This is a genomic window from Bilophila sp. 4_1_30, assembly GCF_000224655.1.
GTDB classification, from domain to species: Bacteria; Desulfobacterota; Desulfovibrionia; order Desulfovibrionales; family Desulfovibrionaceae; genus Bilophila; species Bilophila wadsworthia.
This window is the reverse complement of the sequence record NZ_JH114231.1, coordinates 717,066-743,612: the sequence shown is the minus strand read 5'-3', so window position 1 is coordinate 743,612 and position 26,547 is coordinate 717,066. Positions and strand designations below refer to the sequence as shown.

29 protein-coding genes, 1 other RNA gene and 3 pseudogenes are annotated in these 26,547 nt (G+C 55.2%); 9 read left to right on the top strand and 24 right to left on the bottom strand.

All coding sequences use genetic code 11. The features are described from left to right. Positions 1 to 43 precede the first annotated feature (43 nt). From HMPREF0178_RS03480 to HMPREF0178_RS21400, 3 genes and pseudogenes are all read left to right on the top strand, one after another. A pseudogene (locus HMPREF0178_RS03480) lies at positions 44 to 496 on the top strand (DUF2924 domain-containing protein). Next, positions 489 to 2,059, top strand: a pseudogene (locus HMPREF0178_RS03475) (recombinase family protein). Before HMPREF0178_RS03480 ends, HMPREF0178_RS03475 begins: the two co-directional pseudogenes overlap by 8 nt. After that, positions 2,056 to 2,220 (top strand): hypothetical protein, encoded by a 165-nt coding sequence (locus HMPREF0178_RS21400; RefSeq protein WP_009379046.1) that lies wholly within the window; start codon positions 2,056 to 2,058, stop codon positions 2,218 to 2,220. The pseudogene HMPREF0178_RS03475 and the gene HMPREF0178_RS21400 overlap by 4 nt, the downstream one beginning before the upstream one ends. 334 nt (positions 2,221 to 2,554) lie before the next feature. On the opposite strand, the gene HMPREF0178_RS03470 is transcribed toward HMPREF0178_RS21400, so the two are convergent. The 4 genes from HMPREF0178_RS03470 to HMPREF0178_RS03450 form a co-directional block, all read right to left on the bottom strand. After that, entirely contained in the window at positions 2,555 to 2,755 is a 201-nt protein-coding gene (locus HMPREF0178_RS03470; protein WP_039958527.1) for a hypothetical protein, read from the bottom strand. A gap of 201 nt (positions 2,756 to 2,956) precedes the next feature. Further along, the gene (locus HMPREF0178_RS03460) at positions 2,957 to 3,178 is read right to left on the bottom strand and encodes a hypothetical protein (protein WP_009379042.1); all 222 of its coding nucleotides are present in this window, start codon (positions 3,176 to 3,178) and stop codon (positions 2,957 to 2,959) included. A gap of 77 nt (positions 3,179 to 3,255) precedes the next feature. After that, a complete protein-coding gene (locus tag HMPREF0178_RS03455; protein ID WP_009379040.1) occupies positions 3,256 to 3,462 on the bottom strand; it encodes a helix-turn-helix domain-containing protein in 207 nt (68 codons plus the stop codon). A 706-nt stretch (positions 3,463 to 4,168) separates the two neighbouring features. Next, positions 4,169 to 4,348, bottom strand: a complete 180-nt coding sequence (locus HMPREF0178_RS03450; protein WP_009379037.1) for a hypothetical protein — start codon at positions 4,346 to 4,348, stop codon at positions 4,169 to 4,171. A gap of 461 nt (positions 4,349 to 4,809) precedes the next feature. Between HMPREF0178_RS03450 and HMPREF0178_RS03445 the strand changes: the two genes are divergently transcribed. The 5 genes from HMPREF0178_RS03445 (at position 4,810) to HMPREF0178_RS03430 (ending at position 8,387) form a co-directional block, all read left to right on the top strand. Then, positions 4,810 to 5,070: a hypothetical protein gene (locus tag HMPREF0178_RS03445; RefSeq protein WP_039958525.1), complete on the top strand. Its 261-nt coding sequence runs from the start codon at positions 4,810 to 4,812 to the stop codon at positions 5,068 to 5,070. Between the two features lie 24 nt (positions 5,071 to 5,094). After that, positions 5,095 to 5,346 carry a hypothetical protein gene (locus HMPREF0178_RS21395; protein WP_157134882.1) on the top strand — a complete coding sequence of 84 codons (252 nt, stop codon included), beginning with the start codon at positions 5,095 to 5,097 and terminating at the stop codon, positions 5,344 to 5,346. A 118-nt stretch (positions 5,347 to 5,464) separates the two neighbouring features. Then, on the top strand, positions 5,465 to 7,111 hold the full coding sequence (locus HMPREF0178_RS03440) for a hypothetical protein (RefSeq protein ID WP_009379036.1): 1,647 nt from the start codon (positions 5,465 to 5,467) through the stop codon (positions 7,109 to 7,111). Next, a complete protein-coding gene (locus tag HMPREF0178_RS03435; RefSeq protein ID WP_157134881.1) occupies positions 7,090 to 7,872 on the top strand; it encodes a phage tail tape measure C-terminal domain-containing protein in 783 nt (260 codons plus the stop codon). The genes HMPREF0178_RS03440 and HMPREF0178_RS03435 overlap by 22 nt, the downstream gene beginning before the upstream one ends. A 188-nt stretch (positions 7,873 to 8,060) precedes the next feature. After that, entirely contained in the window at positions 8,061 to 8,387 is a 327-nt protein-coding gene (locus HMPREF0178_RS03430) for a hypothetical protein (RefSeq protein ID WP_157134880.1), read from the top strand. An 841-nt stretch (positions 8,388 to 9,228) separates the two neighbouring features. Here HMPREF0178_RS03430 and HMPREF0178_RS20345 read toward each other — a convergent pair. From HMPREF0178_RS20345 to HMPREF0178_RS03325, 20 genes and pseudogenes are all read right to left on the bottom strand, one after another. Beyond that, complete coding sequence (locus tag HMPREF0178_RS20345; protein ID WP_050809250.1) at positions 9,229 to 9,573, bottom strand: hypothetical protein; 345 nt, start codon at positions 9,571 to 9,573, stop codon at positions 9,229 to 9,231. 402 nt (positions 9,574 to 9,975) lie between these two features. Further along, positions 9,976 to 10,344, bottom strand: coding sequence for a hypothetical protein (locus HMPREF0178_RS03410; RefSeq protein ID WP_009379031.1), 369 nt, complete (start codon positions 10,342 to 10,344; stop codon positions 9,976 to 9,978). A 2-nt stretch (positions 10,345 to 10,346) separates the two neighbouring features. Beyond that, complete coding sequence (locus HMPREF0178_RS03405) at positions 10,347 to 10,568, bottom strand: hypothetical protein (protein WP_009379030.1); 222 nt, start codon at positions 10,566 to 10,568, stop codon at positions 10,347 to 10,349. 2 nt (positions 10,569 to 10,570) lie between these two features. Further along, on the bottom strand, positions 10,571 to 11,107 hold the full coding sequence (locus HMPREF0178_RS03400) for an ERCC4 domain-containing protein (RefSeq protein WP_009379029.1): 537 nt from the start codon (positions 11,105 to 11,107) through the stop codon (positions 10,571 to 10,573). A gap of 504 nt (positions 11,108 to 11,611) precedes the next feature. After that, positions 11,612 to 13,776: pseudogene (locus tag HMPREF0178_RS22350) on the bottom strand (DUF927 domain-containing protein). A gap of 745 nt (positions 13,777 to 14,521) precedes the next feature. Next, positions 14,522 to 14,767 (bottom strand): hypothetical protein, encoded by a 246-nt coding sequence (locus HMPREF0178_RS03385; RefSeq protein WP_009379025.1) that lies wholly within the window; start codon positions 14,765 to 14,767, stop codon positions 14,522 to 14,524. Between the two features lie 2 nt (positions 14,768 to 14,769). Further along, complete coding sequence (locus HMPREF0178_RS22990) at positions 14,770 to 14,934, bottom strand: helix-turn-helix transcriptional regulator (protein WP_369736912.1); 165 nt, start codon at positions 14,932 to 14,934, stop codon at positions 14,770 to 14,772. 145 nt (positions 14,935 to 15,079) lie between these two features. Then, the gene (locus HMPREF0178_RS03375) at positions 15,080 to 15,925 is read right to left on the bottom strand and encodes a hypothetical protein (RefSeq protein ID WP_157134876.1); all 846 of its coding nucleotides are present in this window, start codon (positions 15,923 to 15,925) and stop codon (positions 15,080 to 15,082) included. Between the two features lie 127 nt (positions 15,926 to 16,052). Then, a complete protein-coding gene (locus HMPREF0178_RS20335) occupies positions 16,053 to 16,502 on the bottom strand; it encodes a site-specific integrase (RefSeq protein WP_232281179.1) in 450 nt (149 codons plus the stop codon). Further along, the gene (locus tag HMPREF0178_RS03370) at positions 16,433 to 17,245 is read right to left on the bottom strand and encodes an integrase arm-type DNA-binding domain-containing protein (protein ID WP_050809248.1); all 813 of its coding nucleotides are present in this window, start codon (positions 17,243 to 17,245) and stop codon (positions 16,433 to 16,435) included. Before HMPREF0178_RS03370 ends, HMPREF0178_RS20335 begins: the two co-directional genes overlap by 70 nt. Positions 17,246 to 17,315: 70 nt before the next feature. Next, positions 17,316 to 17,669: a transfer-messenger RNA gene (gene ssrA / locus HMPREF0178_RS20830) on the bottom strand. A gap of 234 nt (positions 17,670 to 17,903) precedes the next feature. After that, entirely contained in the window at positions 17,904 to 19,346 is a 1,443-nt protein-coding gene (locus HMPREF0178_RS03365) for a DegQ family serine endoprotease (protein ID WP_009379020.1), read from the bottom strand. A 625-nt stretch (positions 19,347 to 19,971) separates the two neighbouring features. Then, positions 19,972 to 20,991 carry an AI-2E family transporter gene (locus tag HMPREF0178_RS03360; RefSeq protein WP_009379019.1) on the bottom strand — a complete coding sequence of 340 codons (1,020 nt, stop codon included), beginning with the start codon at positions 20,989 to 20,991 and terminating at the stop codon, positions 19,972 to 19,974. A gap of 270 nt (positions 20,992 to 21,261) precedes the next feature. Continuing rightward, positions 21,262 to 21,543 (bottom strand): hypothetical protein, encoded by a 282-nt coding sequence (locus tag HMPREF0178_RS03355; RefSeq protein ID WP_005026269.1) that lies wholly within the window; start codon positions 21,541 to 21,543, stop codon positions 21,262 to 21,264. 80 nt (positions 21,544 to 21,623) lie between these two features. Continuing rightward, on the bottom strand, positions 21,624 to 22,031 hold the full coding sequence (crcB, locus tag HMPREF0178_RS03350) for a fluoride efflux transporter CrcB (RefSeq protein WP_009379018.1): 408 nt from the start codon (positions 22,029 to 22,031) through the stop codon (positions 21,624 to 21,626). Between the two features lie 13 nt (positions 22,032 to 22,044). Further along, positions 22,045 to 22,419 (bottom strand): fluoride efflux transporter CrcB, encoded by a 375-nt coding sequence (crcB, locus tag HMPREF0178_RS03345; RefSeq protein ID WP_009379017.1) that lies wholly within the window; start codon positions 22,417 to 22,419, stop codon positions 22,045 to 22,047. Next, positions 22,419 to 23,177, bottom strand: coding sequence for an ABC transporter permease (locus tag HMPREF0178_RS03340; RefSeq protein WP_009379016.1), 759 nt, complete (start codon positions 23,175 to 23,177; stop codon positions 22,419 to 22,421). The genes crcB (HMPREF0178_RS03345) and HMPREF0178_RS03340 overlap by 1 nt, the downstream gene beginning before the upstream one ends. A 231-nt stretch (positions 23,178 to 23,408) precedes the next feature. Next, positions 23,409 to 23,909: an AbrB family transcriptional regulator gene (locus HMPREF0178_RS03335; RefSeq protein ID WP_009379015.1), complete on the bottom strand. Its 501-nt coding sequence runs from the start codon at positions 23,907 to 23,909 to the stop codon at positions 23,409 to 23,411. After that, positions 23,897 to 24,667: an ABC transporter ATP-binding protein gene (locus tag HMPREF0178_RS03330; RefSeq protein ID WP_009379014.1), complete on the bottom strand. Its 771-nt coding sequence runs from the start codon at positions 24,665 to 24,667 to the stop codon at positions 23,897 to 23,899. Before HMPREF0178_RS03330 ends, HMPREF0178_RS03335 begins: the two co-directional genes overlap by 13 nt. Next, complete coding sequence (locus HMPREF0178_RS03325) at positions 24,664 to 25,599, bottom strand: ABC transporter substrate-binding protein (RefSeq protein WP_009379013.1); 936 nt, start codon at positions 25,597 to 25,599, stop codon at positions 24,664 to 24,666. Before HMPREF0178_RS03325 ends, HMPREF0178_RS03330 begins: the two co-directional genes overlap by 4 nt. Positions 25,600 to 25,966: 367 nt before the next feature. Between HMPREF0178_RS03325 and HMPREF0178_RS03320 the strand changes: the two genes are divergently transcribed. Next, a complete protein-coding gene (locus HMPREF0178_RS03320) occupies positions 25,967 to 26,521 on the top strand; it encodes a nucleoside deaminase (protein ID WP_009379012.1) in 555 nt (184 codons plus the stop codon). The last annotated feature ends 26 nt before the right edge of the window (positions 26,522 to 26,547 follow it).

The window sequence follows — 26,547 nt, the reverse complement described above, 5'->3', positions numbered from 1 at the left end:
GCTGCAAGAATCAGGACCGAACCCGAAACTCGGTCCTCGGCAGATGGCCCTGCTGCAATCCATGTCCCTGGAGCAGCTCCGGGAAAAATGGCTCGACCTCTACGGCGAAGAGCCGCCCCTGTACAAAAAGCAATTTCTCATCAAGCGGCTGGCTTATCGCATCTAGGAGCTTTTCTACGGCGGGCTGTCCGAGCAGGCCAAGATCCATCTCCAGCAGGCAGCCAAGGAGGACCCGGTAGCCACTGTCAATCGACGCATCCCAGAAGAGCGGAAATCGAACGAGGCGATCCTGCCCGGGACCAGACTGGTGCGTTTCTGGAACGACCGGCGCTATGAGGTGATCGTCCTTGCCGATGGCTACGAGTTCGAAGGCCGCACCTTCAGGTCGCTCAGCGCGGTGGCCAGGGAGATCACCGGGACGCGCTGGAACGGCAAAGTCTTTTTCGGGCTGAAGAAGGTTTACGGCAGAAAAGCCGAGGGAGGTTCGGATGCTTGATAACAGCAATGTCGCGCCGGGAAAGAACAAGACGCTGCGCTGTGCCATCTACACCCGCAAGAGCCACGAGGAAGGTCTCGAACAGGAGTTCAACTCGTTGGATGCGCAACGGGAATCGGCGGAACACTATATCGAAGCCCAGAGAATGCGTGGCTGGATCGCTACGACGATGGTGGTTTCTCGGGCGGGAACATGGAGCGTCCGGGGCTACGCCGCCTGCTGGCGGACATCGATGCCGGGAAGATTGACGTGATCGTGGTCTACAAGGTCGACCGGCTGTCCCGCTCGCTGCTGGACTTCATGAAGATGATCGACCTCTTCAACGAGAAGGGGGTCAGCTTCGTCTCGGTCACCCAGCACTTCAGCACCACCGACCCCACCGGCCGGATGTTTCTCGGCATCCTGATCACCTTCGCCCAGTACGAGCGGGAGGTCATCGCCGAACGCATCCGGGACAAGGTGGCGGCCGCCAAGCGCCGGGGGAAATACTGCGGCGGCGTGCCTATCCTCGGATACGACGTCGACTGGGAGAACAAGAAGCTGCTGGTCAACCCGGATGAAGCCAGGACGGTGCAGTACATCTTCCGCCGATTCATCCAGATCGGCTCGGCCAAGAAGCTGGGCCAGGAATTGAACGAACAGGGGCACCGCACCAAGGCCTGGACCACCAAGAAAGGCAAAGTGCGTGAGGGCTCCGAATGGAACACCGCCCATATCTACCGGCTGCTCAACAACCGGATCTATATCGGCGAGATCGTCCACAAGGACCGTAGTTACCCTGGTGAGCACGAGGGGATTATCGACCGGGCGACCTGGGACAAGGTGCAGGCCATCCTGGCTGACAACAAACCGGTCAAAGTGTCCATGGCCAGAACCAAAATGGTCGCCCCGCTGAAAGGCGTCATCCGCTGCGGCCACTGCGGATGCGCGATGGGACCGACCTACGCCCGCAAGAACGGCCGCCACTACACCTATTACATCTGCCAGAAGGACAGCAAACGGACCGTGAGCCGGTGCCCGCTCAAACGGATTCCCGCCGGGGACATCGAGCAGGCCGTAGTCGAGCAGTTGAGCGCGGTGTTCCGCACACCGACGCTGGTGGCCAAGACCTACTTCGCCGCCCGGGACATCGAGCAGGCAGAGCGGGAGCGTCTGTTCAAGCAGAAAGCCCAGCTCGAGATGGAGCTGTCGCAGTCGCGGGAACAGGCACTTGAACTGATGAAGCCCGGCAACGATCAGCCGGGCAAGGCCGAGATGCTGACGACCGTCAACCGCCAGGCGGTCGAGCTCTCGAAACAACTGACCCATGTGAGCGAGCGATGCAGAGCCTACCAGGGGAACAGCATCACGGAACAGGATGTGTCGGAGGCCTTCCAGAATGTGGAGGGCTTCTGGGAAGACCTTTTCCCGGTGGAGCGGAATCGCCTCATCCGCCTCCTGGTGGACAAGGTGGAGATCCGCGAGACCGGAATCGATATGGAACTGCGCACCAACGGGACAACGCTCATCGCCGAGCTGGCTGGTCTGGCATGCGAAGTCACCGAACGGAGGGCAAGCCGATGAAAATGAAGCCGACCATTACCGTAGCCGACAACGGCAACCTGCAGATCCACATCCCGATGCTGATCCGGCGCATGCGCGGCCGCAAGACGGTGATTACTCCCCAGGCCCTGGATGGAGAAATCCCCGGGGCGCAGGAGCCGGTCGGCGGGGGAGTCGAATAGTGTAATAATACTATGAAATAAAAGAATATACAAAAAGGTATCGAAAAAATACCGTAAAAAATACCGTCATTTTTTATCAGTAGCGTGCTAAGGAGTCTAGCCTCTCCTCCAAGTGGATTCCTTTTTCGGGGTCAACGGTGTTGACTATGCCGTTGACGTTGCCATGCGCATCATCTTTCCCCCTCCCTGAGAGAAACCGACTTGAACCATATCCCAAAACACTGTCCCAACCGTCCCAACTGTCCCATTGCCATATGTACCAACGGTTTTCAGTGGGACAGTCCGCAAAAACAAAACTGTCCCACAAACAAAACTGTCCCAAATTCAAGGTTGCTCAATCGTACAACTGGCCATTTGGATATGCCTCAGCCAACTTTGCCTGAATGCCTTTTGCAATGGCAAGATAGCAGGAGGCTCTAGCGGTCTCCTCAAATGTCAAACCGCAAACCTCGACATTCCATTGCAATAGTTCGACAAGGCCATTCACCATCTTATCGACATGCCGGAGGCTTTCTTTCTGTTCAGATGTCAGCATTAGTCGCCCCCGGCCACGGGTTGCCCCCGTATCCTTCTTTCATCTTTTTTATGAGCAGGTCAAAACACCTTTCGGCCCCGTAACTGGAGATATGGGAAATTTCCCCACAACCTTGTTCGCCTATAGCCCCGATAGCATCCCGGAGAAATTCAGCTATAGCAAAAGCGTCCATCATTGCATGTTCTGAGCCTTTTTCCCGGTTCATCGCGCACCCCCGGCAAGGAAGAGTTCGGGGGCGAGGGAAAAGGCCAGCAGGAGGCCGAGGAAGGCCACCAGAATGGCCCGGCAAGAGAAGACGCCGCAACGGGTGAGGGAAGAAGCCAGACGGTAGCGGATGCGCGTAGCGCGGGAGGAGAGAAGGAACCGGAGGAGCGCCCGCGCATTGACGGCGGACGTGAGATAAGACAGACTGATTGCAGCCATGATTCACACCTGTCCTGTGTTTCAGGGTTAGGCCCCCGGCCGGTGCTCGCTACACCTTTCGGGGGCTGTTTTGTTGGTTAATCGTCCAATTCTGCTTGTGGAGTTCCCTTCCGTAACCATTCTTTGACAGCTTCGGGTTCCACACGCCAACCCACCCCAACCTTTCGGGCAGGTATTGAACCGTCCTTTATCAAACGGCGTACAGTTTTCACGTCAACCCGTAACGCTTCCGCTGTTTCCTCAACCGTCATGCCGATAACAGGCCAGTCCGCGCTATCGACCATGTAATCACCTCCTCTTGACATTCGTTAGAAAACAAATAGTGTACAATTTAAGGATTGTCAATGGATAAAATTAAACCAAATATTGGATAATTAAAGTTTACGTAACACTCCTTAAGGGACAAAAACGGCCCTTTTCGGCTTTCCCCAGATTCCGTTGATATTCAAGGATTCACGGGCATAATCAGCATTGTCCTATCGAAAAGAGAATTATGGGTACCCCTATTTTTACGTTATCGGAAGCACTTTTCCCGGCAGGGGCAAAAAATGGCTTACGAAATCGAAAGGGGGGAGCTGCATCCAATCTTGGATTGTCCTCACCCCTTGACCTTTGCCGGGGGGAATGGCTATCTTCACAAACAAGAGGGACGGCAAGCGCAGCAACGCCCACCGTCCCGATGTGGGGCACGTCCCCCGAGTTTGGATACTCAAGTTTGCGCCCCGGTGAGGAAACGTCACTTCCTTACCGGGGCAACTGCTTTAGAGGTTCAGCAAGTGAACCACCACAGCCGTCACAACGCCAGCGATTACCTGAATCGCGACGTCCCGCAGGAAGTGCCGCATGGGGATAACCTCCTTCACGGGAGGCGTACCCCACGCCGGGCACACTACACAGCCTGCCCCCTCATGACAAGGCCGCACCTTTGAGGAGCCCTCCATTTTGAAGGCTCATAATCAGATTATGACCCGGCAAGAGTGGGAATCCGCTTCACCGTCTCGCCTTCCACCATCGCCACGCTACCGTAGCCGCCATCACAACCACGAGAGCAACCGCCGCCGTGCCCCATTCCCTTTGAGGCCATTCGCCGGGGTTCCAGCCGCTTCGCCAGCCCGTAGCCAAATAGATGCCTATGGCATAGGCCGCCGCCGTTCGTGTGAACTTCATCATGGGAAGCCCTCCTTTCATGCAGGGTAGCCGCCGCACCTTCCCCCGGCAAGAGGGATTGCCATTAGGACTACTGACCCTAATCCCCCCTAGATGCCCCACATCCGCCGCCTGAGCGCCGTTTGATACCGGAATGGGATTATCGTCTTGCCGGGGAACGTGCCTTAGATCGGCGGTACGGCTTTTTTGGGGTTGCAACCCGCCACCATACCCGCAACTCGGCATAGAGGAAAAGGTCCGCTACATGGCCCGGTTTTGGAAAAGTGGAGTGTGGATCAAGATCAGACAGTAATTCATAGTAAATTGCTTTCAAATAATAATATCAATATGTTATGAACATATTTTTTAGATTCTTGTTATCCATTTGCCTGTGGGTAGTTTTTCACTTCTGCCGGAAGAATGGGCCTTAGTAGGGTGACTTTTTGTCTCGGCTGTGGCAACTTTTAGGGAAAAGGGGGAGTTCAATGTTCAGGCTGATAGCTCAATGGATTTCGGCACATCCGCTTAAAGCAATCATTGCTGTAGCTTTAATTTCTAGCATTATCAGCAAAAGTATACCAAAATCTGATGAGCAGATTGCAAAAGAAGAGCAAAAAAAGATAGAAAAACAACAGAAAGAAGAATTACGAGATAAACAGCAGCAGGAAAAGGAAGAAGAACTTCAAAGACAAGATGATAAAGAAACACAAGACTTTATAAACTCTAAAGAAAAAATAAAAATATAGAGTTCAACTGCAAATGCGAATACCATGCAGTGGGCTAGGATTAAGGCAAAAAGCGGTATAAATGGTATAGCCAATGATCCTGATAGCATTACTGATGTCACTCCCACGACTGAGCTTGTTCGTATGCGGATAAAAGATATTCCTGATGCAAGATTTACAATGAGTGTATCTTATAGGGGTAAAAACAAATTAGGTGCGATAGTATTAGAAGAAGCAACAGTAGTATTTAACAAGAATTACGATGTAATTAAAGTATTGCCTAAAATAACATTTTAATAACATAAAAATAAAAGTCCCCATGTTTAATACAATAGGGACTTTTTATTTTTTGTACCAATAACAACTCGCGTTTTACCTCTCGATAGGTTTTATTTAACCCAAAAGAGAGGTTGTTATGGGTTTAAAAGTCAAAATTGATCTCAGTGAGTTTAATAGTAGAACGAAAGAGGCAAAAAGAAAAACACAAGAATTTAGCAATATGCTAAAAATAGTGCCTCGTGAAATGGATAATATTTCTAGCGCATCAGGTAAGGCATCTCTAGCTATGTCTAGCTTCTCTAAAGAGAGTAATACCGCTGTTACAAACGCAAAACGCCTTGCAGGAGAATTGATTGCTCTGATTGGAGCATATAAAACCCTCAATACGGCAATGTCATATATCCGTAGGGGGATGGATTTTTCAGCGTCTCTTGAGTCTTCTCAGACGGCCATAGCTTCTGTTATTGCGGCAACAAATAAGATTACTACCTCTCAAGGGAAAAAACTTGAAGGCGTAGAGAAATTCAATGCCGCTGAACAGATAAGCGCAGACATGATGAAGGAGATTCAAGTTCTAGCCCTTCAAACTACAGCCACCTTTGATTCTCTCGTTGAAGGGGTTTCCGGCATTGTTGCACCAGCGACAAAGGCAGGCGTATCCCTTGAAAAACTTCCCAAATTCGCCGTGACTGCCGCGCAAGCGATGTCTACCATGAAAATTCCGGTTCAGCAGATGCAAACCGAAATTGAATCTCTTTTGTCTGGAAATATCAATAAAGCTCAAGACATTCTTGCTACCAATCTCGGAATCTCCGGGGAGATGGTCAGAAATTGGCAGAAACAAGGAACACTTGTTGAAGAGCTTGAAAAGCGACTCTCATCATTTGCCATTGCAGGCCAAAAGGTTGCAGACAACTGGGATGGTTTAAAGAGCAATATGGAAGATGCTCTTGATTATATTTCTGGGCAGACGGGAAAAGGAATTTTTGAGGGGGCGAAACAGTCATACCGTGAAATCATAAACATGCTTGTCAGCACGCAGGGAGAAGTGGGCATTGGCAAGGATGTACAGAATATTGTCAACGCAATCACTGAACTAGAAAATGAGATAGGCGGCAAGCTTATTGATGTTACAAGGCAGTTCATTGATTATATCAAGGAACTCAATGATCCTGAAAATCTTTCTTCATTGAAAGATACCATATCGAATATTTGGGGTGCTACGAGTGATGTAGCCTCACGCATCGGTTCTCTTTCCTCAATAATTGGAGATATTATCTCACAAGCCGCAGATGGATGGAATAGGCTTCCTGATACTGTCCGCGAGGTCGGTCTAGTAGCTGCAATCCTTGCTGGCCCAAAAGGTATCGCTATTATAGGCAGTATGTCTGAACTGTATTCCGCTTTTTCAAATACTATTGAGGGAATAGCTCTCGTACAAGAAGGTGTCATCAGAAATCAAGATATTATGTTTATGAATAGTGGAGAATTGGCATCTTTCCTCAAAAATCTTTCTACCAATACAGAATACCTCAAAAAGAGAGAAGAACTCACTCAAGAGATCGCTGCCACTAAAAAAGAACTGGAATCTATCGATGGATTTGATCCGTGGGGGTATCAATCCGCAAAAGTGGAAGCTCTTACAAGTAAACTTAATGCGTTAAAAAAGACACTTGATACTATCAGAGGATTGTTTTCTTCCGGTTCCGTAATCTCGAATCCCAATGGCGAAACGGGTGGTACACCTCTTGTGATGGGCAGTTGGAAACTAAGCCCGAATTGAAGACCACAAGCGCAATCGGTGGATATGAACCAAAAGGAAAAAAAGGCAAAACGGAGGCGGAAAAGTTCGCCGAACGTTCAGCACGATATGCTTCCGGCCTTGAAAAGCTCCGCAATGAGGTTTCAGCCCTTGAATCCTCCCTTGATCCCACTTTGACGAAACTTGAGAGGATGAAGAAGCAAATTGAGGCAGAGCGGGACGCGGCTATCCTGAATGCCGATGTAAAAGCGGCTGAGACCGTCCGCAGGAAAGAAGCTACGGAAGCCCAAGCGCAGGAGACGGCACAGCTTGAAAAACACAAGGCTACGCTTATCGCCGCCCAAAAGCTCGATGAACTCCAAAACCAAAATTTGAGGGATAAGGCGGATTTCTATAAACAACTTGCCGATAAGACTGGTGAATACGATACAAGCATTGAGTATCAAACGCAGTTGCTCGAAAAACAACGGCAAGTATGGGAAACGTTAGGGCTTCCCGTCTATGACATCAACAAGATGCTGGAAATATTACGTCTTGAAATGTCAAAAGACCCCTTTGACGGGGCAATCCGGAGTCTCAAAAAATATGAGGTGGAAGCTAAGAACCTCGCCCAAGGACTTGAGAACATCACGACAAACGCCTTTTCCAGCATGGAAGATGCGATGGTTAACTTTACCATGACCGGGAAAGCCTCATTTTCCGATATGACGAACTCCATTATTTCCGATCTGATGCGAATTGCAATACGGAGAACATCACCGGGCCTCTGGCTGGTGCATTAGGTGGCCTGTTCAACTCTGGAGGAAGCACTACCACGACGTCGGTTATGGGCAACTCCATATCCAGCGGTTGGGCAAATTCTTTCATGGGTGGCTTAAACCTATTTGCCTCTGGCGGCGTTGCTTCTCCCTCGTGGGGCCTCCCAAGCTCCGGTGGGCTCCTGACTCGCCCCACATATTTTCATGACGGCATGAACCGAGCATATGCCCGTGGGGGCCTGTCCGTAGCAGGTGAAGCCGGGCCGGAAGTCTTCATGCCCGCCGTTCCCATGTCAGACGGGAAATATGGGGTGCGAGTACAGGGAGTAAGCACCACCCCGCAGGTCAATATCCAAGTCATCAACCAGACGGGCACTAGCGCCACCGCCGAAGTCCAACAACAGCGCAACGCGCAGGGCGTCATGGACATTGTCGTCATGCTCAAACGTGAGGTGGCCTCTGACATCGCGCGGGGAGGCGTTATCGACCAGACGATACGGGGAACTTATGGCGCAAAACGTCAGGTGCGGGGACGGTAGAAGAAGTATTTAGCTATGACAAGGGCCGTTTCCTAGATAAGGATTCGGCCCTTGTCATTTTCTTACTTCAAATCATTGTTCAGAATTATACCAATCAGCCTTCACAATCGGCATAGATTCCTTCTCTTTTAAGCTAGCTAGATGAACAATGGCACTACCCTAAAGAGAAACAATCATTGCTCTTTCTAGTTGTGTTTTTCCTTTATCTTTTCATCCTTTACCACAAGATCAAACATTATTTTCACTGCATCAATAGTTTGATCGAGTGTCATGTATATAAATGGTTGTCCTTAAATAATTTGGATAGTAAAAGTATCACTATTCATAAAGTTATTTTCCATTTATTCAACCTCCCGTCCTGCATCATTCTTATTGCAAAATTTGCAATGTGTATTCCATAACTCGGAAAGGACATTGAATTGCATATCGTCATCAATCGAACCTCTCGGATGGTCAACAAGGGTTTCCTCCACAAATCCCGGAATAATGGCGTTACTCTGCTCAATCAGAGGGGCCCCCGTCTTATCGGCAAGCCGTGCCAAGGCCGTATACCAACCTGCGCCGATAGATGGAAGTTGGAGCATTTCCGGGGTAGGCTCCTCTTGGCTCGCCACCAGTAAAAGAAACGCCTTTTCCGCTTGCAGGGCCCGGCATACAGCCGTTGAAGCCACAAGCAAGAAAATGAACTGCCAAGCCTCAACCTAAAGGGCATCGAACACCTGCGGGCTTTCGAGTGCGTCACATTCGGAATCACGCTGTTTTGTCCACATTTCACGAACTAGCAGACATGCGCGTTCATAAGGCTTCAACTGGTCATAGTCCCTGCGTAATACTCCAATATTCATTTCCTTTTTCCATCCTTTCGGGCGTCGAGCACCCGCTTTAGAGCTTCCACCTGTTCCCGGAGTTCCGTCACCTCGTCCACTTTGGCGGCTGTAGCAATGATTCCCGCGATCTCGTTTGCGGCGGCGGGGGAGACTTCCCCGGCAGAGACAAGGCGCAACAGGGCTTGTATTTGCTCTGATAGGTTGCCCGTCTCCGGTAGGGCGACAGGTTCGGGGATTGTTACAGGGCGTTGCCGGGGGAGTCCGTACCCTACCAATACCCGGCAAGCGTCCAAATCTCCCGTCTTCGCCGCCTCAATGAGCGCGGGCAAGGCTACCTCTTCCGCAGCTTGCCGGGCCATGCGTAGAACGCGACAGGTTTGACCTACAGGCCGTCCTTTGGGGTTGCCTATGCTTCCAGCCACAAAACGGCCTTGCGCGTCTCTACGTGCCAAATCTGGCGATTTCTTGCTGGAATTGTCTGACATTTCTTCACCTCGACATTAAGCCCGCAAGTGCCTTTTCTTCATGTGGCTTTAACGGATTCCCATAGATAGGGGATTGTGCATACGGAACGCACATCCCGTCTTCCAGATGCCCATAAATGATGTTTCCTTCTCGTGAGTAGACCACCGCGGATCCCCGGTTCAGTTGAACAAGATTTTTTGCATAGGCGAGAGCTTCCCGAAAGCCTCCATTAATATTGTGAAGCGCCCAACCGCTATCACCTTTCCTATACCGAATAAAATATTGAACTCTCATGGCTATGCCTCCATTTTATTAGATTTTTCTTTCATCAACTGAACAGATTTGACCAACCGTAAATGTGGTGTCGGCTCCGGTTTTCTTATGGAAATGCTTCTAGGCGTTACCTTGCTTGTGTCTATTCCGTCTTCTTGAAGAATATTCCTATATTCCCGCAGCCCATCTACAGCATTGCACAAGGCTATAAAGTCCACACTGTGGACGCCCTTTTCATCATAGGCGAGGTTTGTAACCATCCATTCCAACTTATCTATTGTGGCGTCTTCACTCCATGAGGGAACATAAATCGTATCGCCTTCACCATGAATGGTGATATTTTCATCCTCTGGTTCCACGTTTGCGAAATGAATTATCTTTTGAGCTTTCATTGCTATTCCCCCTCGTAATTGTGTTCCCGGAGGTAGTGCAGCCGTGCTTCTCGATCCCCCACAGCAGCGGACAGAGAACGGGCGGCGGCTTCAAAGCTGGAGGCAGTAGCATAATTTCCCGCATCATATGCCGCGTTCGATTTCTCGTGATAGTCGTTAACCTGCTTTTTCAGTTGACCAAGTTCTTCCTCAAGCCGAGAGATTTCCTGTTGAACAGTTTCCATTTTTACCTCTTTTTTTGGGGGTTAACACCGTTAACCCAAGTGTTGTGTTGCTGGTTGCGTTTGGGGTTTACACTAGCCGCGTCCCCATGCGCCTTGATCAACGCCTTAAGCCTGCCTTCCTGTTCCGCAAGGAACTTTTGGAGGAGGGAATGGGTCATGTACTCCCCGCCCGCCCGGTTCCCGCACCAATGGACATGCAGCCCGTACCGGACGGAATAGGCCGCAAGCGTCTGTAAAAGGCTCTGAGGCGTCATTTGAGAGAGGTAGGCGTGCTTTCGTACATCTTCCAAGCTGGCCTCAATAATCAGCCCGAAATAGTCCAGTCCCCGCCCGCGTTCACATTCGCGCTGGAAGCGTTCCCGGCCCTTGGTGAGGGTGCCCGTCAGATCGTCCAGTGATTTGCGCTCAAGGCCGATATGGTCATGCAGCCCGGCAAGGGAGTAATCGCCCGTTTGTAGCGCGGCCCGTTCCACCGTCACCCCGTGGTAGCGGTCAAAGGTATAGGGGGCCTGTTCGCGGGTATCGCAAAGAATCTTCATGCGGCACACCTCCAGTGTTCCCGGTGCGGCGTGTCTCTTGGTTCGCTCTTGCTTCGAACCGCAACACAGGGGGGAATAGAAAGCTGGCAGTCGGGAGTCATTCGCCACCCCCTGAGAATCGACTTAAGCCATGCTTCCTCGACTGTCCCAAGTGTCCCAACTGTCCCATGTCGAGCTGTATCAACGCTTTTCGGTGGGACACTTCGGCTTTTTCAAAATGTCCCAACTGTCCCACTGTCCCAAAGGGAGGGGCGACCATCGGCGAGAATTTGGGACAGTTTTGTTTTTGCGGACTGTCCCACTGAAAACTGTTGGTACATATGGCAATGGGACAGTTGGGACGGTTGGGACAGTGTTTTGGGATATGGTTTGATTACGCTCATTGTGCCGTCTCCTCGTCTTCGGGAAGCATGACGATGTAGCAATCTTGACGCCCCATTCCCGGCAATGTCCTGCGGGTCTTCAACCGTCCGGGACGTTCGAGTCGCAACCATCCGGCATTGGTCAGAACCTTTGCGGCCCGCCGTTCGGAGAACCCTTTGACCACTTCACTCTTGAAGGATTCGGGAAGGATCGCATATTCAATCCCGGAGACTGTCGCACGCCGAAACGGGACGCCCCATGCTGCTCGATGAACAGGCGCACGGCGGAGAGAATCGCCGCATCTTCCCCGGCCCCGGCGCCACCCCGAACCGTCAGCCAGTCGTTGAAGCATGAGACTGTGGCGGCCCAAACGTCCATGTCTTCGGGCAACACGCCCGCATCGTGGGCAACCTTTCCGGCATAGGCAACAAGGCAGAACCGCCGCGCCACGCGCCGTACCTGTTCCGTCGTATCCGGCGGGCAAAGCCTCGTTACTCCTACGGTGAGGATTTCCCCCACGCTTTTGACGACAGCCTCCCTGTTGTCCGCCAGCCATTGCAGGAAGGCGCGCCCGGCGTGCCCGTAGTGCTGGCCCGCAAGTTCCTTGAGACGGTTGGACAAGGCCCCGGCGTCGGGAAGGCCGTGCAGTTCGGAGAGCATCCCCGCATCGGTAGGAATGCCCACAAAGCGGACTTCCTGCCCCGCCCGCGCCTTCAAGCCCTTCTCGGAGAGCTTTTCCGCGAAACCGATTTCCCCGGACGACAGGAACAGCAGCCGCCATGTGTGGGACTTACGGAGAGCCGAATCCTTGCCGGAGCGTGTCTTGCCCATGCCGTTGGCTATCAGGTAGCCGCATTCGGAAAGGACGTTGGCGGAAACCTGCCCCACCTCGTCAAGAATGAGCAGGTTGTCATTGTGCAGGACGCAGACGCTTTCGAGGCCGTTGTCCGTCGCCCGCCACGGCCTCACATGGGACGCCCCGCCCCACACGGACGCCGCTACCTGTAGGCACGTCGTCTTTCCGCAGGAGCTTCCCCCCTCAAAGGAGAAGCCGCCGCCCTCCACATCGGCCAGACGCAGGAGAGGCCCCGCAAAGGCCGCGCAAGTTCCGCCCATGCCTCTTCATCCCCGGCAACGGTATAAAGGCCCTCGTGCCCCGCGCTTTGAAGCACAAGCGTCCCCTCGTCCGCACCGTAGGCCGTATCGGGCATGACGTAGGCCGAACCGTGCCAGCCCACCCGCGCAGTACAGGTCACGAACTTGGTTGTCTGCAACTCCTGAATGAACACGGCGAAGGCGTTGGACTTGCCCCGGCGGATGGAATAGCCCTGATACGCCAGAGCCGCCGCCCAATCGTTCCCCTGACGCTGCAACACGTCATCAGGGAGAGCGTAGCGGTGCTCCTTCCCGGCAGGGTCAATCCATTGCAGGAGCGTTCCCCAGTTGTCGCAAATCACGCTTTTCGTCCGTCCCAGAATGCGGAGCGGCGGGGCAATCCGCACGGGCTCGTAATCTTCCCCGCGTTTCTCGTCCCGATACAGGCCGGGGTTCTTCCCGCCTTGAATTACGCGGTAGCCTTCCGGGTACTTCACGCCGGGGTCTTCGCGCCGCGCCTTCTCCACCGCTTGCCGGACGGCCTCAAGGCTCCGGCGCGTGTGCAGATCGTTGAAGTCAGCCTTCCCCCCATCAATGGAGGGGCAGATCGCCAGCTTGCCCCCAATGGATGCGGCGGCCTTGCTTGCGGCCTCGACTCCGGGATTTTCATTGCGTGGCGTCCCGTCCGCATTGGTGCAATCATTGTCGGCACATAACACGATTTCCCGGCCCGCATACCGTTTCCGCGCCATGCGCGCGACACTTTCAAGGTTCCCGGCATTGAAGGCCACCAGCACGGCGAAGCCCGTAGCGAGATGAAGGGATGCTCCCGTGGCGAAGCCCTCGGCAATCAGCAACGGCCCGTCTTTGGAACCGTCCCTTGCCGGAAGGGAGAAGTACCCGCCCGCCGTCCTGCCGCCGGACAGGAACCGCTTGGAACCGTCCCCGGCAATGAACTGGAGGGACTGCGGGAGGCCCGTCACATCCAGCACGGGAACCACAAGACGCCCGTCCCGCGCCAGTCTCAGCCCGAATGCAGGAACTTCCTTGCGTGTAAGGTAGGGGTGGGCATCCGTTGCGGCGTGTGCGGCCTCCCAGAGCTTCCCGGCAAGTTCGGCGGCCTTGGCGTGCCGTTCTGCCTGTTCCTTGCGGGCGGCTTCCTTGGCTTCGGCAATGCGGGCTTTCAGGGCTTTACGTTCGGCGGCGGTCATGTCTACATTGGAAACGCCGCACCATGTCCCTTCTTCACCAGTAGGCCAGTTCTTCCACCAGATGGAGGCCGGAGCGTCCAGAAAACACTTGTACGACCCGTCGAGGCCGTTGGGCTTGTCCGCCACGCCGCAACGGTGAAGGATGCCGTCCGCTTCGATGCGGTCAACCACAAGCCCCGCTTCCCGGAGCCGATCCGCGAATTGTTGGAGGGTGTCGCTACTCATGAGCACCCCCCACAGTTGGAAAGGAAGAATCGAAACATGAAAGTCTCACAGTTTTGGGATTTGAGCACAAAAAAAGGCGGAAACAACGCTCCCCGGCCTGTGATAAGCCGCCTGAGTCTCACGAACATCAGGACGTTGTCCCGCCAATATCGAAACCAGCCAGAGGATACACCTCTAGCGGCTTGCTGGCAGAAACAAATATGACCGCTCTTTTCCACCGTGTGGGGCACGGGGAAGGCGTCGGTTACGCCTATCACAGTTTGGGGAAAGCCAGAAAACCACAGTCCCCGGCAAAAGTAAAGGCTACGCATGGGGCCCACCTTCCCGCACCATCGGAGCGGCGGGGACATTGGCGCACTTGAAGTTAGGGCAGTAGACAGGCGCGGCGTCGCACGGCATCAGAGTACGCCGGAAAGTGCACAGAACGGCCCCTGAGAGCCGATACCATGCACGGGTGGAGAATGCTCACACCGGGCGCAAATGTAGCCCTGAGCGGGCTGTGGGGAGGAAAGGCACTGCATCACGCCGCACCCCCTTCCACCTGCCGGAACTCGCAAAGTGGATTCCCGGCAAGGGCCAAGCGCTCACCAGTGAAGGAACACAGCTTGCGCACCCGCCCAGACGCCAGCTTGACGGCACGGAAGTAGGCGCAAGGAGCACAAAATCCTTGCCCGGCAAGGCGGATTGGGGTAGTATCCTCCTCATCCACACAATGCGTATTTTTCTTGAGACCCGGCCCGCCAGCCGGGTTTTCTCGTCTCTGCATGGCTACGCCTCCCCGCCTTCGGTAAGGAAACGCTCAATATCCTCCCTCCTCCATACCGTACAGCGTGCGGACAAACGCTTACCCTTGGGGAGACGACCTTGTGATACCCACCTCCAAAATGTCGAAAGAGCGATACCCAGATACTTGGCTGCATCGGTGGCACGCATCGCGCCTTGAGCCGTTGTGAGATTCTGTTGCATGAAAAAAACCTCCAAGTAGATTTGCTTGGAGGATAGAGGCATGGGGAAAGATTGGAACCCTCCAAAGACCGTGAACACGGTAATTGACGGGTCAAAGACCATAAAAGACCCCCTAAAGACTGTGGACGGTGTTCAGGGGGTCATAGACGATATTTAGGGGGTGCTGAATGGGTGAATATTCAATAATATTACGGTTGTAAGGGGGGCATACCTTGCCGGGCTTTCCCCCTTCCGTATCCTTGTATTCTTTCGGCAGACAGGAACAGAAGTATTTAAACTGCGTATCCGTCAATTCGGCGTTAAGTTCATTGAACATGGCGTAGAAGTCTGGGGCTTGCCGTGGCTTTTCCCCCTCGACCATGCAACGGTGGTAAACTTGCATCATAGCGGGGAATACCTTCTTCCATGCCGCAAGGGACTTTTCGCTTTTGGCTTGTGCGGCCCTCTGTGCAGGGGTAAGGTTTGGAGTGCCCCCCTCTTGCTGTGCGGCGGATTCATTGACTTGAATCTCTTCAAGTTGCATCTTAAGGTTCTTATTCTCAGTTTCAAGTTCAGTAATATAAGCATATTTTAAATTTTCAACGTCTGCTTGTGTTTCAGTTTCAAGGGAATAAAGATGCTGCATGAATGGTTTTATTCTATCATTTATTATTGGTAATAATTCTTTTTTTAAAGAAATTGGACAATATGGTTCTTCAATAACACTATTATCTTCCGTATCTAATCTAAATATAAATTCTTCTTTAACAGGAATTGTTTCATTATTCTTATCAATAGAACCCATTTGTGTGTATACTACTGTAATATTTTCTCCTTTTAACACTTCTTCTAAAAGAATTTGAGCATAAGGATACTTATTTGTTTCCCATTTATGAGGGGAATATCCGCTTAAAAAAGAAATTTGACCTAACCAAATAAGCTCTTTCACAGGAAGTAAAATAACATTTGGATCTGGCAAGACTGCTCACCCCTTTCACCCTTTATTGAAATACCCCGGCAAAGGTAATCAGGGTGATAAGTTATCTTGTTCAGCACGGGTAGCTAATCCGCACCTAGCCGGGGAAGTATCGTGCCTGTTGCGGCGGTTATTCCCCCGCTCTCAGTCTATCCAGATAGTCGGCCCATTCCTGCATCATCTTCTGCCGTTCCGGGATATATTGAGCGTGGTTGTAGGCCGCTCGTATGGCATCTTTGTTGCTGTGGGCAAGCTGTGTTTCAATTACGTCCGGGCGGTATTTTCCGCTTTCATTGAGTAGCGTTGATGCCGTGGCCCGCAGCCCGTGAATGCAGATTTTTTCCTTGGCATAGCCAATCTGTATCAATGTTTTTCGCAACCCCTCGGCGGTGATGAAACCGCCCTTGCCCCCAGAGGGGAACAGAAACGGCCCTGAATTGATTCTTTTCAGTTCTCGGAGCTTTTCCACTACTTGCCGGGCAAGAGGGACGTCATGGGCGCGTTTCATCTTCATTCTTTCAGCCGGGACGTGCCACACGGCTCCATCGAGATCGATTTCCTCCCACCGTGCCCCGCGCAACTCTTGCGAACGCAGGAAGGTATACGGGACAAGCCACAGAGCGCAGGCCATGCCGGGAGAGAAGCGAAAGCGCGATGCGTAATGCGCCGCAACAGTTCCCCCACTGCATCCGGGGACGTGAGCGCCGCCCGGTGTTTTTTCTGTGGAGCGGGCTTCAATACGTCTACGAGGTCAGCCGACAAATTTTCTTTGGTGTACTGCATCTGACGGGCGTACTTGCATACCTGCCCAATAATTTGCGCCACGCGGCGGGGCATATCGGAGCGGCCCTTGTCCTCAATCGTTCGGACGATGGAAACAAGATCGACAAACTCAATACATGATAGACTTTTGTTGCCGATGAAGGGGAAGACATGCTTTTCCAGCCTCGCCAGCTTCAACCGTCTGGACGACTCGGCAAGATCGGTAGTGCGTACCTCCCACCATTCACGGGCGACAGCCTCAAACGTCAAAGCCTGTTCCCGCTCCTCAATGGCGGTTTGAACCTTCACCCGCTTCTTTTCCGCGCTGGGGTCCGTTCCGGTTGCAATCATCGTCTTTGCAGCGTCGCGGCGTGCTCGTGCTTCCTTCAAGCCTACAGCCGGATATTTTCCCAAGCTCAACGTCTTGCGCTTCCCCTCAAAGGTGTAATCCATGCGCCAGAGCTTCCCGCCCGCTGGCGAAAGGAAGAGGTACAGGCCGCCCTCGTCATAGTGCTTCGCCTTGTCCCCCTTTTTGAGCTTTCGCAGGTAAACATCTGACAACGGCAATGTTATATAAACTAAAGTCCCGTAAGGTTTTTTAGGCTTTACGGGACTTTGTGAGACTCTTGTTTGGTGGAGGCGGGGGGAATCGAACCCCCGTCCGAGAAAGATTCACGCGAAGCATCTACAGGCTTAGGTTGGGTATCATATCTCGCCTCAGGCTTGGCCCCCAATCAGGGCGTCCGTCGGCCAGTTCACCGTAAAGTCTCGCGCGTCGCCCGGCAAACACAACGCCACGCCAGCCCGATAGTTTTACACCTTGCCAGCTTATCGGGCGTGAGCCGGTTCGGTGTGCCGCTTAATTAAGCAGCGTAAGCGTATTCGTAATCGTTGCCAATTACTATGGTGCCGCTTTTTACGAGGCCAGCGGCGCCTCGGCCTGCCACTTCGGCTTCAACATCCCCGTCGAAACCAATGCGCCCCCAAAGGGATAGGCAGACGTGGAACCTCGTACAACGAAGTCCCCATTCGCGTAGGATGAAGTATAGTCATTCCTGCGGAAAAGGCAAGGCTGGGCAAGCACTCTCTTATTGAGCCGGAGGGCGCTCTTTTTTACCGGCACCTGAACCTTTTTCCGTGGGACGAGTCAGTCTCTCTCTTGGAACAAAAAAGAGGGGGTTGCCCCCCTCTCTTAATTATCCGTTTACGTGCGGTTTATTTACTTCTTGTCGCCGTCGGGCGTATCGCTCAGGGCCAGCGAGCGGAAGAAGGTCTGTCCCTGACGCTGGAGCTGGAGCATGACGACCCCGCGCTTCTTGGCGTCTTCGCGGATGATCTTGCTGAACTCTTCCACGGACTTGATGGGCTTCAGGTTGGCGCTCAGGATGATGTCGCCTTCCCGGAGTTCCGCTTCGGCGGCCAGCTTGCCGGGCTCGACGCCCACGATGAGGAGGCCGGTGCCGGGCTTGACGTTGGCGGTACGGGCTTCTTCCTTGGTCAGAGGCCGGACGGACAGGCCGATGGACGGGGCATCCTGTTCAACGGCGCTGCCGGACTTGCCGGAAGAGGCCTTGAGGTTCCGTTCGCCGAGCTGGACGGTGATGTTCTTGCGTTCGCCGTCACGCCACACAACCATGTTGACCTTGGAACCGGGCGCTTCCGTAGCGATGGCACGGAGCAGAGCGCTGGAGTCGTCGATTCTCTGACCGTTGACTTCGAGGACCACGTCGCCGTCCTTCATACCGCCCTTGGCGGCGGGTTCGTCGGGCATCACGGAGCCGATGAGAGCGCCGGTGGCTTCGGGCAGGCCGAGGGCCTTGGCGGTGTTTTCATCCACGTCCTGAATGGTGACGCCGATCCAGCCGCGGCTGACCTTCTTGTCCTGCTTGAGCTGGTTGACGATACGTTCGGCCATGCTGCTCGGGATGGCGAAGCCGATACCCTGACCGCTGGCGATGATGGCCGTGTTGATGCCGATAACCTTGCCTTCCATGTTGATCAGGGGGCCGCCGCTGTTGCCGGGGTTGATGGAGGCGTCCGTCTGGAGGAAGTTGTCAAACGGCCCGGACTGGATGTTGCGGCCCTTGGCGCTCAGGATGCCCGCGGTAACCGTGTGCCCCAGGCCGAAGGGGTTGCCGATGGCGAGGACCCATTCGCCCACTTCCATCTTGTCGGAGTTGCCGAAGTTCAGGAACGGCAGGGGCGCGTCGGCCTTTACCTTGAGCAGGGCGATGTCGGTTTCTTCGTCAGTCCCGATGACCTGAGCCTTGAGGGAATGCTCCTTGCCGGTGCTGCCCTGAAGGTTGACGAGAACGGTATCCGCGCCAGCAACCACGTGGTTGTTGGTCACGATGTAGCCGTCGGAGGAAATGAGGAAGCCGGTACCGAGGGAGCGTTGCGTACGGGGCTTGGCATTGCGGCCGTTGCCTTCGAACTGTTCAAAAAAACGCTCAAATTCCGGGGGAAGCCCGCGGAACATTTCGGAAGGCATACCGCCCCGCTGCATGACTTTCTTTTCGGTACTGATATTGACGACGGCCTTACCGGCGGACTGGACCAGCGGGACGAAGTCGGGAACCACAGGCGCGGCCTGTGCCGAAAAGACCAATGACATGACGAGCATGACAGCAACGAGTGGCAGCATCTTGTATTTGTGCAACATGTGAAAAACTCCTTTATACCATATGTGGGGACAGTCTCAGTCAAACTGTTTCCTTCATAATAGCCATAGGCAAAAGGTTGTAAATACCTTGATTTGGTACAAACTTCTTTACTTTTTGGCTTATTGGAGCCGTTTCGGCCTCTCTCATTGCCGAACCGTGCAAAATGAAGAACTTATTGAAGATGAAAAATTTGTACTGCTGTAGAGTGGGAGTGATAAGTTTATTGAGATACGGGGAGGAGAGGCGGTTTTGAAGAAAGGTTTATTCCCAGCCCTCTTGCCTCCGAAGGTTTCCTGTGCGCGGGGAGGCGGTATGGCGGAAGCGTGTTCTGATGGCTATTTTTTACGGTAATCTATTGTATATATGCAAGTTATTGAAGATAGACGGCACGTTGGATCGTTTGGACCGTACGCGCAGGTAACAGTTGTTTCCGGGGGATGGAATAGCTCTTATGATGATAAGGAGAATGGAGAACAATAGCCTGTAGGGATGATTAGAGAGGTTTTCTCTCTGTCATCAATGAGTTGAGATGATATTTCAATATGTTTTCTGTAAGTGTCTGTGGCGTTCGGACAAAGAAAAAGGCGGGGGAACCCGCCTTTCGGATTTATGGCGTCATCATGCTCAGTGCTTGCGGCAGAGGGTACTCTCGTTGCCGGCCTGAATGGCGACGGCGACGAGCACCGGCCCCGCGAAGACGCCTACCGGCCCAAACGCGGCGAGGCCGCAGAGGATGGAGAGGATCAGCGTAACGACCGATGCGTCGATCCCCGTCTTCAGGAAGAAGGGGCGAAGCAGGTTGTCCACCCCGGCTACGACCAGCGCACACCAGATGGCAAGGCCGATGCAGGCCACCGTGGACCCCGTAAGCCACAGCCAAATGCATACCGGCAGCCAGACGAGAGCCGTGCCGACAAAAGGGATGGGGGCCACGAATGCGGCAATGAGGCCCCAGAACGCGGGTTGGGGGACTTCCGCGATGGCGAAACCCACACCGCACAGGAACCCCTGAATGAGCGCGACAAACACGACTCCCACCAGGACGCCGAAGATGGCCTTACGGATGGTTGAAACGAAACGGTCGATGACCTCGGCAGGCCACTGGGTCAGGCGGCAGGCGAATTCGTGGATAAGATCCGCACGGGTTACGCACATCATTGTGATCATGACAAAAAGGAACAGCACCAGCACGGCCTGGAACGCGCCGCCCGCAATGCCCACGCCGCCCGCAAGCACGGTCCGGGCCGCCGTCCCGGCAAGCCCCGCCGCGGTACTGGCAAGCTGATCCAGCCCGCCCTCAAGCCCAGGGAGGTTTTTGAGCCATGCGTCCACGGAAGCGAACCACGCCTGGGCTTCCGGGCTGTGTATCCAGCCGGAGTCGCGCAGGCCGTCAAGAATTTTGAGCCCTGCGACGGCTTGCGGCGTCACCAGCGACACCACGGTGGCGATCGGCAAGATCGTGATGGCCGCGAGGCCCACGGTGTATGTTGTCATGGCCCACGAGGGAGACATTTTCCGGTGCAGCTTGCGGTATGCCGGATAGGTGACGCAGGCCATGCACGTGGCCATAAACGTCGTGATCGGAAAAGGCCAGAGCAGGAAAACCCAAGCTCCGATGGCCAAACAGGCAAGCACTCGTGTCATGGAAAACTCCTCGCCGTATGACGGCGGGTCGGTTTGCTGCATAAAGGGGGCCGGTTGCGGAACAAAGCGTCGCGCGGGATCGGCTCTCCGGCCTCGGAGGGATGGCGCAGCGCCGTCCGTAAGGCTTCGGAGTAGATATCAAACAGATTGGAATCGGTGGGCCCTTATATGCGGGGCGCTTCGGAAAAGGAGGAACGCCTTTCAGCATTGATCGCCCCACATCGGAGCGGGCCGCCATACGTCAGGTTCGCATGAGGTGGGATGGTGCTGTTACAGATTCCCCGACTCTTCATTGTACTCGCGCACGGCTTTTTCCATCCGTTTGCGGATACGCTCCGCATCTTGCCGGGCAGTGGCGAGATACGCCTCCACGCACTGGCGATAGGCTTCCATGTCGGAGCGGTACATCCTCCAGTCCATCGGGCTGTCGCCGGGCAGAGGCCGCAGCGGGGAGCGGCAGTCGGGGGCGGGATAGTCGCCGCCCGGAAGCAGGGACGCGGCTTGCGCCGTAAAGGGTAGAAGGAGCAGGGGCAGCATCAACAGAGTACGCATATCGTTTCCTTTCCGGGAGGAATTCCGGGATACACGGGGAGTTTCTATCAGAAAAGGCCGAAAGAGTATAGAAATCCTTCTCAAGAGGATGCGGTGGGGCGTTCCGGGCGGGGGGCGAGCAGGGCGTATCCTCCCCAGACCGCGCAGAGGCACAACACCATGTTAAGGGCTATGTTCAGCGCGGCCAAGGATGCATCGCCGGAGCGATAGAGCAGAAACGTGTCGAGCGAGAAGGTCGAAAACGTGGTAAAGCCCCCCAAAAAGCCCGTTCCGAGCAGACAATAACCCGTGGCGAACGTGTTGCCCGTGCGCCGCATCCAGCCTTGAAGCAGGCCCATCAGGAACCCGCCGAGCACGTTGACGCACAATACGCCCAGAGGAAACCCGGATGGCAGCTTCTCCATCACGGCGAAGCCTATCATGACGCGGCAGACCGCGCCCGCGCCGCCCCCGAGCATGACGGCAAGGGCATTTCTGGAGAGGATCATGGCGTGATTCCGGTTACGGGACAATGAGAAAATAGGCCGCGGCCGTGGCGGTGAGGCATAACGCTGTATTCAGCCCGATGTTGAGTACAGCCTTGGCGGGATGCCCGGCATGGAAAGCGGCGAGGGTATCCATTGAGAAGGTGGAAAAGGTGGTCAGCGCGCCGAGAAATCCAGCGCCCGCGAACAGCGCGAAAACGGAAGATGTTCCCCATCGCTGCCAGCATCCGGCCAGCAGGCCCATGAGCAGCGAACCGGAGACATTGACGAGCAGCGTCCCGCAGGGGAAGGCTTTGCCGAAGCGGTCGGCGCACCAGAGCGAAACACCGTGGCGGCACAGCGCGCCAAGTGCCCCGCCAGCCGCCACGCAGAGCATTTCCGCGGGCATCATCAGCGTTTCCCAGCCATGTGGAAGTTCCGCCAGCGGCAACTGCGCGTTTCGAGCACATTGCACAATTCGTAGAGGGCCACCCCCAGCAGGCTCATAGCGAGGATGCCCGTAAACATCTCAAGCTGATCCCCCCGTCCCCACGCATCCATGATCAGAAAGCCAAGGCCGCGCCGCGTGGCGAAGGACTCAGCCATGAACAGCACCGCCACAGCCGTGCCGCTGGCGACCTTGAGCGCGGTCATGGCGTCGGGCAAGGCGGCGGGGATGAGCACATGCCGCAGCATCTGCAGCGGCGTCCCGCCGAGGGAGCGGAAGGAATCGAGATATTTTTTGTCGAGCCCCTGTGCGCTGGCCCGAGTGACGACGAGGATCTGGTAGCCCGTGGTCAGGGCAATGAGCAGGACGCGGGGCAGATCCCCGAGCCCGAACAAGGTCAGGAACAGGGGAAGCAGCACGATTTTGGGCAGGGGATAGGTCAAAAAGACCATCGGGGACAACGTATTGTCCACGGAACGGACATGGCCCAGAATGAGCCCGAGCGGGAAAGCCACCAGCCACGCGAGGCTCATGGCGGAGAGCACCCGCCAGGCGCTGGCCCAGGCATGTTGCCAGAATACGCCTGTGGTGAGCGCTTCCCCGAAATAAGCCAGCACGTCCAGAGGACGCGGCAGCAGAAATTCGCCGAGCGCCAGCGATCCGATCTGCCAGATCGCCAACAAGGCCGCCAGCGCCAGCAGGTAACGGAAGAGGGCACGCATGTTTTTTTCCTAATCAATAGATAATTGTTGCAAGAGGCTTCGGAGGCCTGTGATGGGGGAGAACACGTTTCCGTATGCCCTCATCCAAGCGGCTGGAAAACGGACGTCCCCTGCACGCTTACATAAGGTATGTACGATTCCCTGTGGTTTTCCTGCATCGGAATCCTCGCGGGAAGCGCTCCGGAGATTTCAGAAGAGGCCCTTCAAAACGCCCCTTCCGTTTTTCCCGCCTCAGCTCAGGAATTTGTGCAAAATCCGGGCGGCGAGGGGAACCGTAAGGATGATGGTGTAAAGCCGGACCATCTGATAGGCGAGCACGATGGGGGCATTGGGCCCCATATCGGCGGCGAGGCCGACCACCACGTTCAGGCCGCCGGGGCTGGTGGCGAGATAGGCGCTGGTGACGTCGAGGTTGCCGAATTTGACGACGAAAATGGCGATGAGCATCCCTGCGACGAGTACCAGCAAGGTGCTGATCACCAGTACGGGCCACGTGTCCCGGACCGCCAGCAGCATTTCCGGCCGGTACATGTTGCCGACCAGCACGCCAAGGCCCGCATAGATGCAGAATTGGAAGGGCCGGGGAAAGGCCGCCTGAGGAAGCGAGGAAAAGCTCTTGAGAAGAATGACGGCTATGATGGCTCCGGTCATGGCCCCGCCGGGGAGGCCGAACCATTCGAAGATGAAACCGCCCGCAGCGCCGCACAGCAAGAGGATGATCAGTGTGGACATGAAAAATCCTTCGTTTCCGACAAGGCGGCGTACACCTTTTTCGTCAGTGAGAAATACCGCTCCTCGCCGCGGGGGTCCGCGTCACCGAAACAGGGATTTTCCAGCCACATGACGTTACGGGCGGGATGGCCGTTCATCACCATGACGTGCTTGCCAAGAAACACGGCTTCAGGAACATTGTGCGTCACAAGGACGCAGGTAGGACGGCGGCGTTGCCACAGCGACAGCACGGTCGTCTGGAGGTGTTCGCGGGTCAGGGCGTCGAGGGAAGAAAAAGGCTCGTCCATAAGCAGGATGTCCGGGTCCGTAATCAGGGCCCGGCCTATGGCGACGCGCTGCCGCTGGCCTCCCGAGAGCTGCACGGGATAGCGCATCCCCAAGCCGCCCAGCCCCAGTTCGTCCAGCATGTCCGCGACGGCTTTCCGGCGCGTGGACGGTGCGACTCCCTGAAGTTCGAGCGGCAGGGACAAGTTCTCCTGCACCGTCTTCCACGGAAAGAGCCCATAATCCTGCAGGATGAACGAAATCCTTCCCTTGTCGCGCCTGCTGACTTCCCCGGTACTTACCGTGCCCCGGTCCGGCTTGTCCAGCCCCGCGAGGAGGTAGAGCAGAGTGCTTTTGCCGCATCCCGAAGGGCCGATGACGGAAAGGGTTTCCCCGGAGGGCAGATCAAAGGAAAGGCCGTCCAGAACTGGGCCTTCGCCGTAGCCCTTGCTCAGATCACGGACGGCGATGCCCGCATCGGACGCGCGGCTCACTGAAAGACCACATCCCCATAGGCGGGGTCTTTCTTGAGGATACGGCTGGCCTTCATCCAGTCCGCGAAGGTCTTGATGTCCGCCTCGGAAGGCAGGCCGGTCGGCGTGTGCGTCATGTCGAAACGCACCATCGTGTAGTTGGCGGAAGCGCCCTTGGGCAGCAGGCCCTTGGCCTCCATGATCGGGCGGTAGGCATCGGGGGTTCCGTTGATGCGCTTCGCCGCTTCCCTGAGGGCCTCGCGGAATTTCGCCACGGTCTGTGCGCCGTCGGGGGCGTCGAGCACGTCGCGCTTCAGGGCGACGACCGCCAGAGGGGTATTCAGCTTGCAGTCGTTCAGGATGGTGCGCGCTCCTTTTGCCTCCACAAGGGACACCAGCGGCTCGGGGAGCAGGGCGGATTCGATCTGCCCGCTCAGGAGCATCTGGAGGCGTACCGGGATCTGGCGGATATCCTGCCGGTTCAGGAAATCGGGAGCGGCCCCTTCCTGCTGGAGGAGCTGCGCGAGCAGAAAATCAATGATGGTGGCGCTGGAAACCGCAATGTCCTTCCCTTTGAGGTCGGCCAGCGTTTGCGCTTTGGACTTGGGGGAGACGACGAGTCCGAAACAGCGGTTGTCCGGGGAGGAGTGCGAAGTCGTCGCCACAATAGCTTGCGGCGAGCCGCTTTCATTCTGCATGAGGACGTTGATGATATCCCCGAAATGCCCGCTCAGCGCCCCCGCCCGCATGGCGGCACCGAGCTCCAGCGCGCTTTGGAAGGGGACAAGCTCCACTTCCAGCCCCTGTTTGGCGAACAGGCCTTCGTCTGCCGCGACGTGCAGGACGATGGTGTCGGCGGCGGGGAGGACGCCAAGCTTGAGCTGGGCGCTGTGTGCGGGCTGGACGGCGGCAAGGACGAGCAGGGAAAGGAGGACTATCAGGCGGCGCATCATGTGAAGTTCCGTTGGGTTAAGAGTGATCGTTCCGGCGTATTCTCAATGGAAAAAAGATGGTTGTGCAGATTCGTCGGAACCGATCTTTACACCGGATTACGGAAAATATCCAGTGTGCCCCGTTCCGCGAGAATGCCGCCGCATCAAGGAAGACGGAAGGGAGAGAGCAAAAAGGGTTGGACAAAACGCACTCCGTATGATCTGCCTGTGGATAGGCAGAGCTTTTGTGGGAGAACTGCTGAAATGACTCCGGTTCCGGCCGGGCATGGTCCGGCCTTTTCCCGGCGGCGCGGATCTGCTAGGGAAGAGAACGGCAATACGGAACAACATGATCCCGCGCCATCCGCAGGGATACAGGAGCAACACGATGCAGGAAAAGCTGTTTAACCGTCTGATGGACGTCATCGAATACGACGTCGCCCCGTTGACCCGCAAGCGCGTCGCCATCGGCTGCAAGGTCTTCGGCGCGGCGGTGCTGCGGAAGGACGATCTGTCTCTCGTCCTCGCCGAAACCAATATGGAGGCGTTTTCCCCGCTCTGGCATGGCGAAGTCTACGCCATCAAGCAATTCTGGGAGTTGCAGGGCCATCCCGACCCCAAGGACTGCATCTTCGTCGCCACGCATCAGCCTTGCTGCATGTGCGCGTCGGCCATCGCGTGGAGCGGCTTCCCCGAACTGTTTTATCTGTTCGGCTACGAGAATACGAGCAAGGATTTTAATATCCCCCACGATCAGAAGATGATCCGGGAACTGTTCCATTGCACCAGCCCGGCGGAGGATTCCAGCTATTACACAAGCCGCCCCATCATGGGCCTGTGCGATACGCCGGAAGCGGCGGCCCGTTTCGAGCGCATCAAGAACCTGTATGCGGAACTCTCCGCCGTATATCAGGCTGGAGAAAAGAAGATGGTGCTTTCATAGCAGCCTGTGAGACTCACCCATAAAAA

What these genes read in the sequence shown, in the direction of transcription:
- HMPREF0178_RS21400 (WP_009379046.1), top strand. Translation starts at nt 2,056, where the DNA reads ATGAAAATGAAGCCGACCATTACCGTAGCCGACAACGGCAACCTGCAG.
- HMPREF0178_RS03470 (WP_039958527.1), bottom strand. Translation starts at nt 2,755, where the DNA reads ATGCTGACATCTGAACAGAAAGAAAGCCTCCGGCATGTCGATAAGATG.
- HMPREF0178_RS03460 (WP_009379042.1), bottom strand. Translation starts at nt 3,178, where the DNA reads ATGGCTGCAATCAGTCTGTCTTATCTCACGTCCGCCGTCAATGCGCGG.
- HMPREF0178_RS03455 (WP_009379040.1), bottom strand. Translation starts at nt 3,462, where the DNA reads ATGGTCGATAGCGCGGACTGGCCTGTTATCGGCATGACGGTTGAGGAA.
- HMPREF0178_RS03450 (WP_009379037.1), bottom strand. Translation starts at nt 4,348, where the DNA reads ATGATGAAGTTCACACGAACGGCGGCGGCCTATGCCATAGGCATCTAT.
- HMPREF0178_RS03445 (WP_039958525.1), top strand. Translation starts at nt 4,810, where the DNA reads ATGTTCAGGCTGATAGCTCAATGGATTTCGGCACATCCGCTTAAAGCA.
- HMPREF0178_RS21395 (WP_157134882.1), top strand. Translation starts at nt 5,095, where the DNA reads ATGCAGTGGGCTAGGATTAAGGCAAAAAGCGGTATAAATGGTATAGCC.
- HMPREF0178_RS03440 (WP_009379036.1), top strand. Translation starts at nt 5,465, where the DNA reads ATGGGTTTAAAAGTCAAAATTGATCTCAGTGAGTTTAATAGTAGAACG.
- HMPREF0178_RS03430 (WP_157134880.1), top strand. Translation starts at nt 8,061, where the DNA reads ATGAACCGAGCATATGCCCGTGGGGGCCTGTCCGTAGCAGGTGAAGCC.
- HMPREF0178_RS20345 (WP_050809250.1), bottom strand. Translation starts at nt 9,573, where the DNA reads ATGGCCCGGCAAGCTGCGGAAGAGGTAGCCTTGCCCGCGCTCATTGAG.
- HMPREF0178_RS03410 (WP_009379031.1), bottom strand. Translation starts at nt 10,344, where the DNA reads ATGAAAGCTCAAAAGATAATTCATTTCGCAAACGTGGAACCAGAGGAT.
- HMPREF0178_RS03405 (WP_009379030.1), bottom strand. Translation starts at nt 10,568, where the DNA reads ATGGAAACTGTTCAACAGGAAATCTCTCGGCTTGAGGAAGAACTTGGT.
- HMPREF0178_RS03400 (WP_009379029.1), bottom strand. Translation starts at nt 11,107, where the DNA reads ATGAAGATTCTTTGCGATACCCGCGAACAGGCCCCCTATACCTTTGAC.
- HMPREF0178_RS03385 (WP_009379025.1), bottom strand. Translation starts at nt 14,767, where the DNA reads ATGCAGAGACGAGAAAACCCGGCTGGCGGGCCGGGTCTCAAGAAAAAT.
- HMPREF0178_RS22990 (WP_369736912.1), bottom strand. Translation starts at nt 14,934, where the DNA reads ATGCGTGCCACCGATGCAGCCAAGTATCTGGGTATCGCTCTTTCGACA.
- HMPREF0178_RS03365 (WP_009379020.1), bottom strand. Translation starts at nt 19,346, where the DNA reads ATGTTGCACAAATACAAGATGCTGCCACTCGTTGCTGTCATGCTCGTC.
- HMPREF0178_RS03360 (WP_009379019.1), bottom strand. Translation starts at nt 20,991, where the DNA reads ATGACACGAGTGCTTGCCTGTTTGGCCATCGGAGCTTGGGTTTTCCTG.
- HMPREF0178_RS03355 (WP_005026269.1), bottom strand. Translation starts at nt 21,543, where the DNA reads ATGCGTACTCTGTTGATGCTGCCCCTGCTCCTTCTACCCTTTACGGCG.
- crcB (WP_009379018.1), bottom strand. Translation starts at nt 22,031, where the DNA reads ATGATCCTCTCCAGAAATGCCCTTGCCGTCATGCTCGGGGGCGGCGCG.
- crcB (WP_009379017.1), bottom strand. Translation starts at nt 22,419, where the DNA reads ATGATGCCCGCGGAAATGCTCTGCGTGGCGGCTGGCGGGGCACTTGGC.
- HMPREF0178_RS03340 (WP_009379016.1), bottom strand. Translation starts at nt 23,177, where the DNA reads ATGCGTGCCCTCTTCCGTTACCTGCTGGCGCTGGCGGCCTTGTTGGCG.
- HMPREF0178_RS03335 (WP_009379015.1), bottom strand. Translation starts at nt 23,909, where the DNA reads ATGTCCACACTGATCATCCTCTTGCTGTGCGGCGCTGCGGGCGGTTTC.
- HMPREF0178_RS03325 (WP_009379013.1), bottom strand. Translation starts at nt 25,599, where the DNA reads ATGATGCGCCGCCTGATAGTCCTCCTTTCCCTGCTCGTCCTTGCCGCC.
- HMPREF0178_RS03320 (WP_009379012.1), top strand. Translation starts at nt 25,967, where the DNA reads ATGCAGGAAAAGCTGTTTAACCGTCTGATGGACGTCATCGAATACGAC.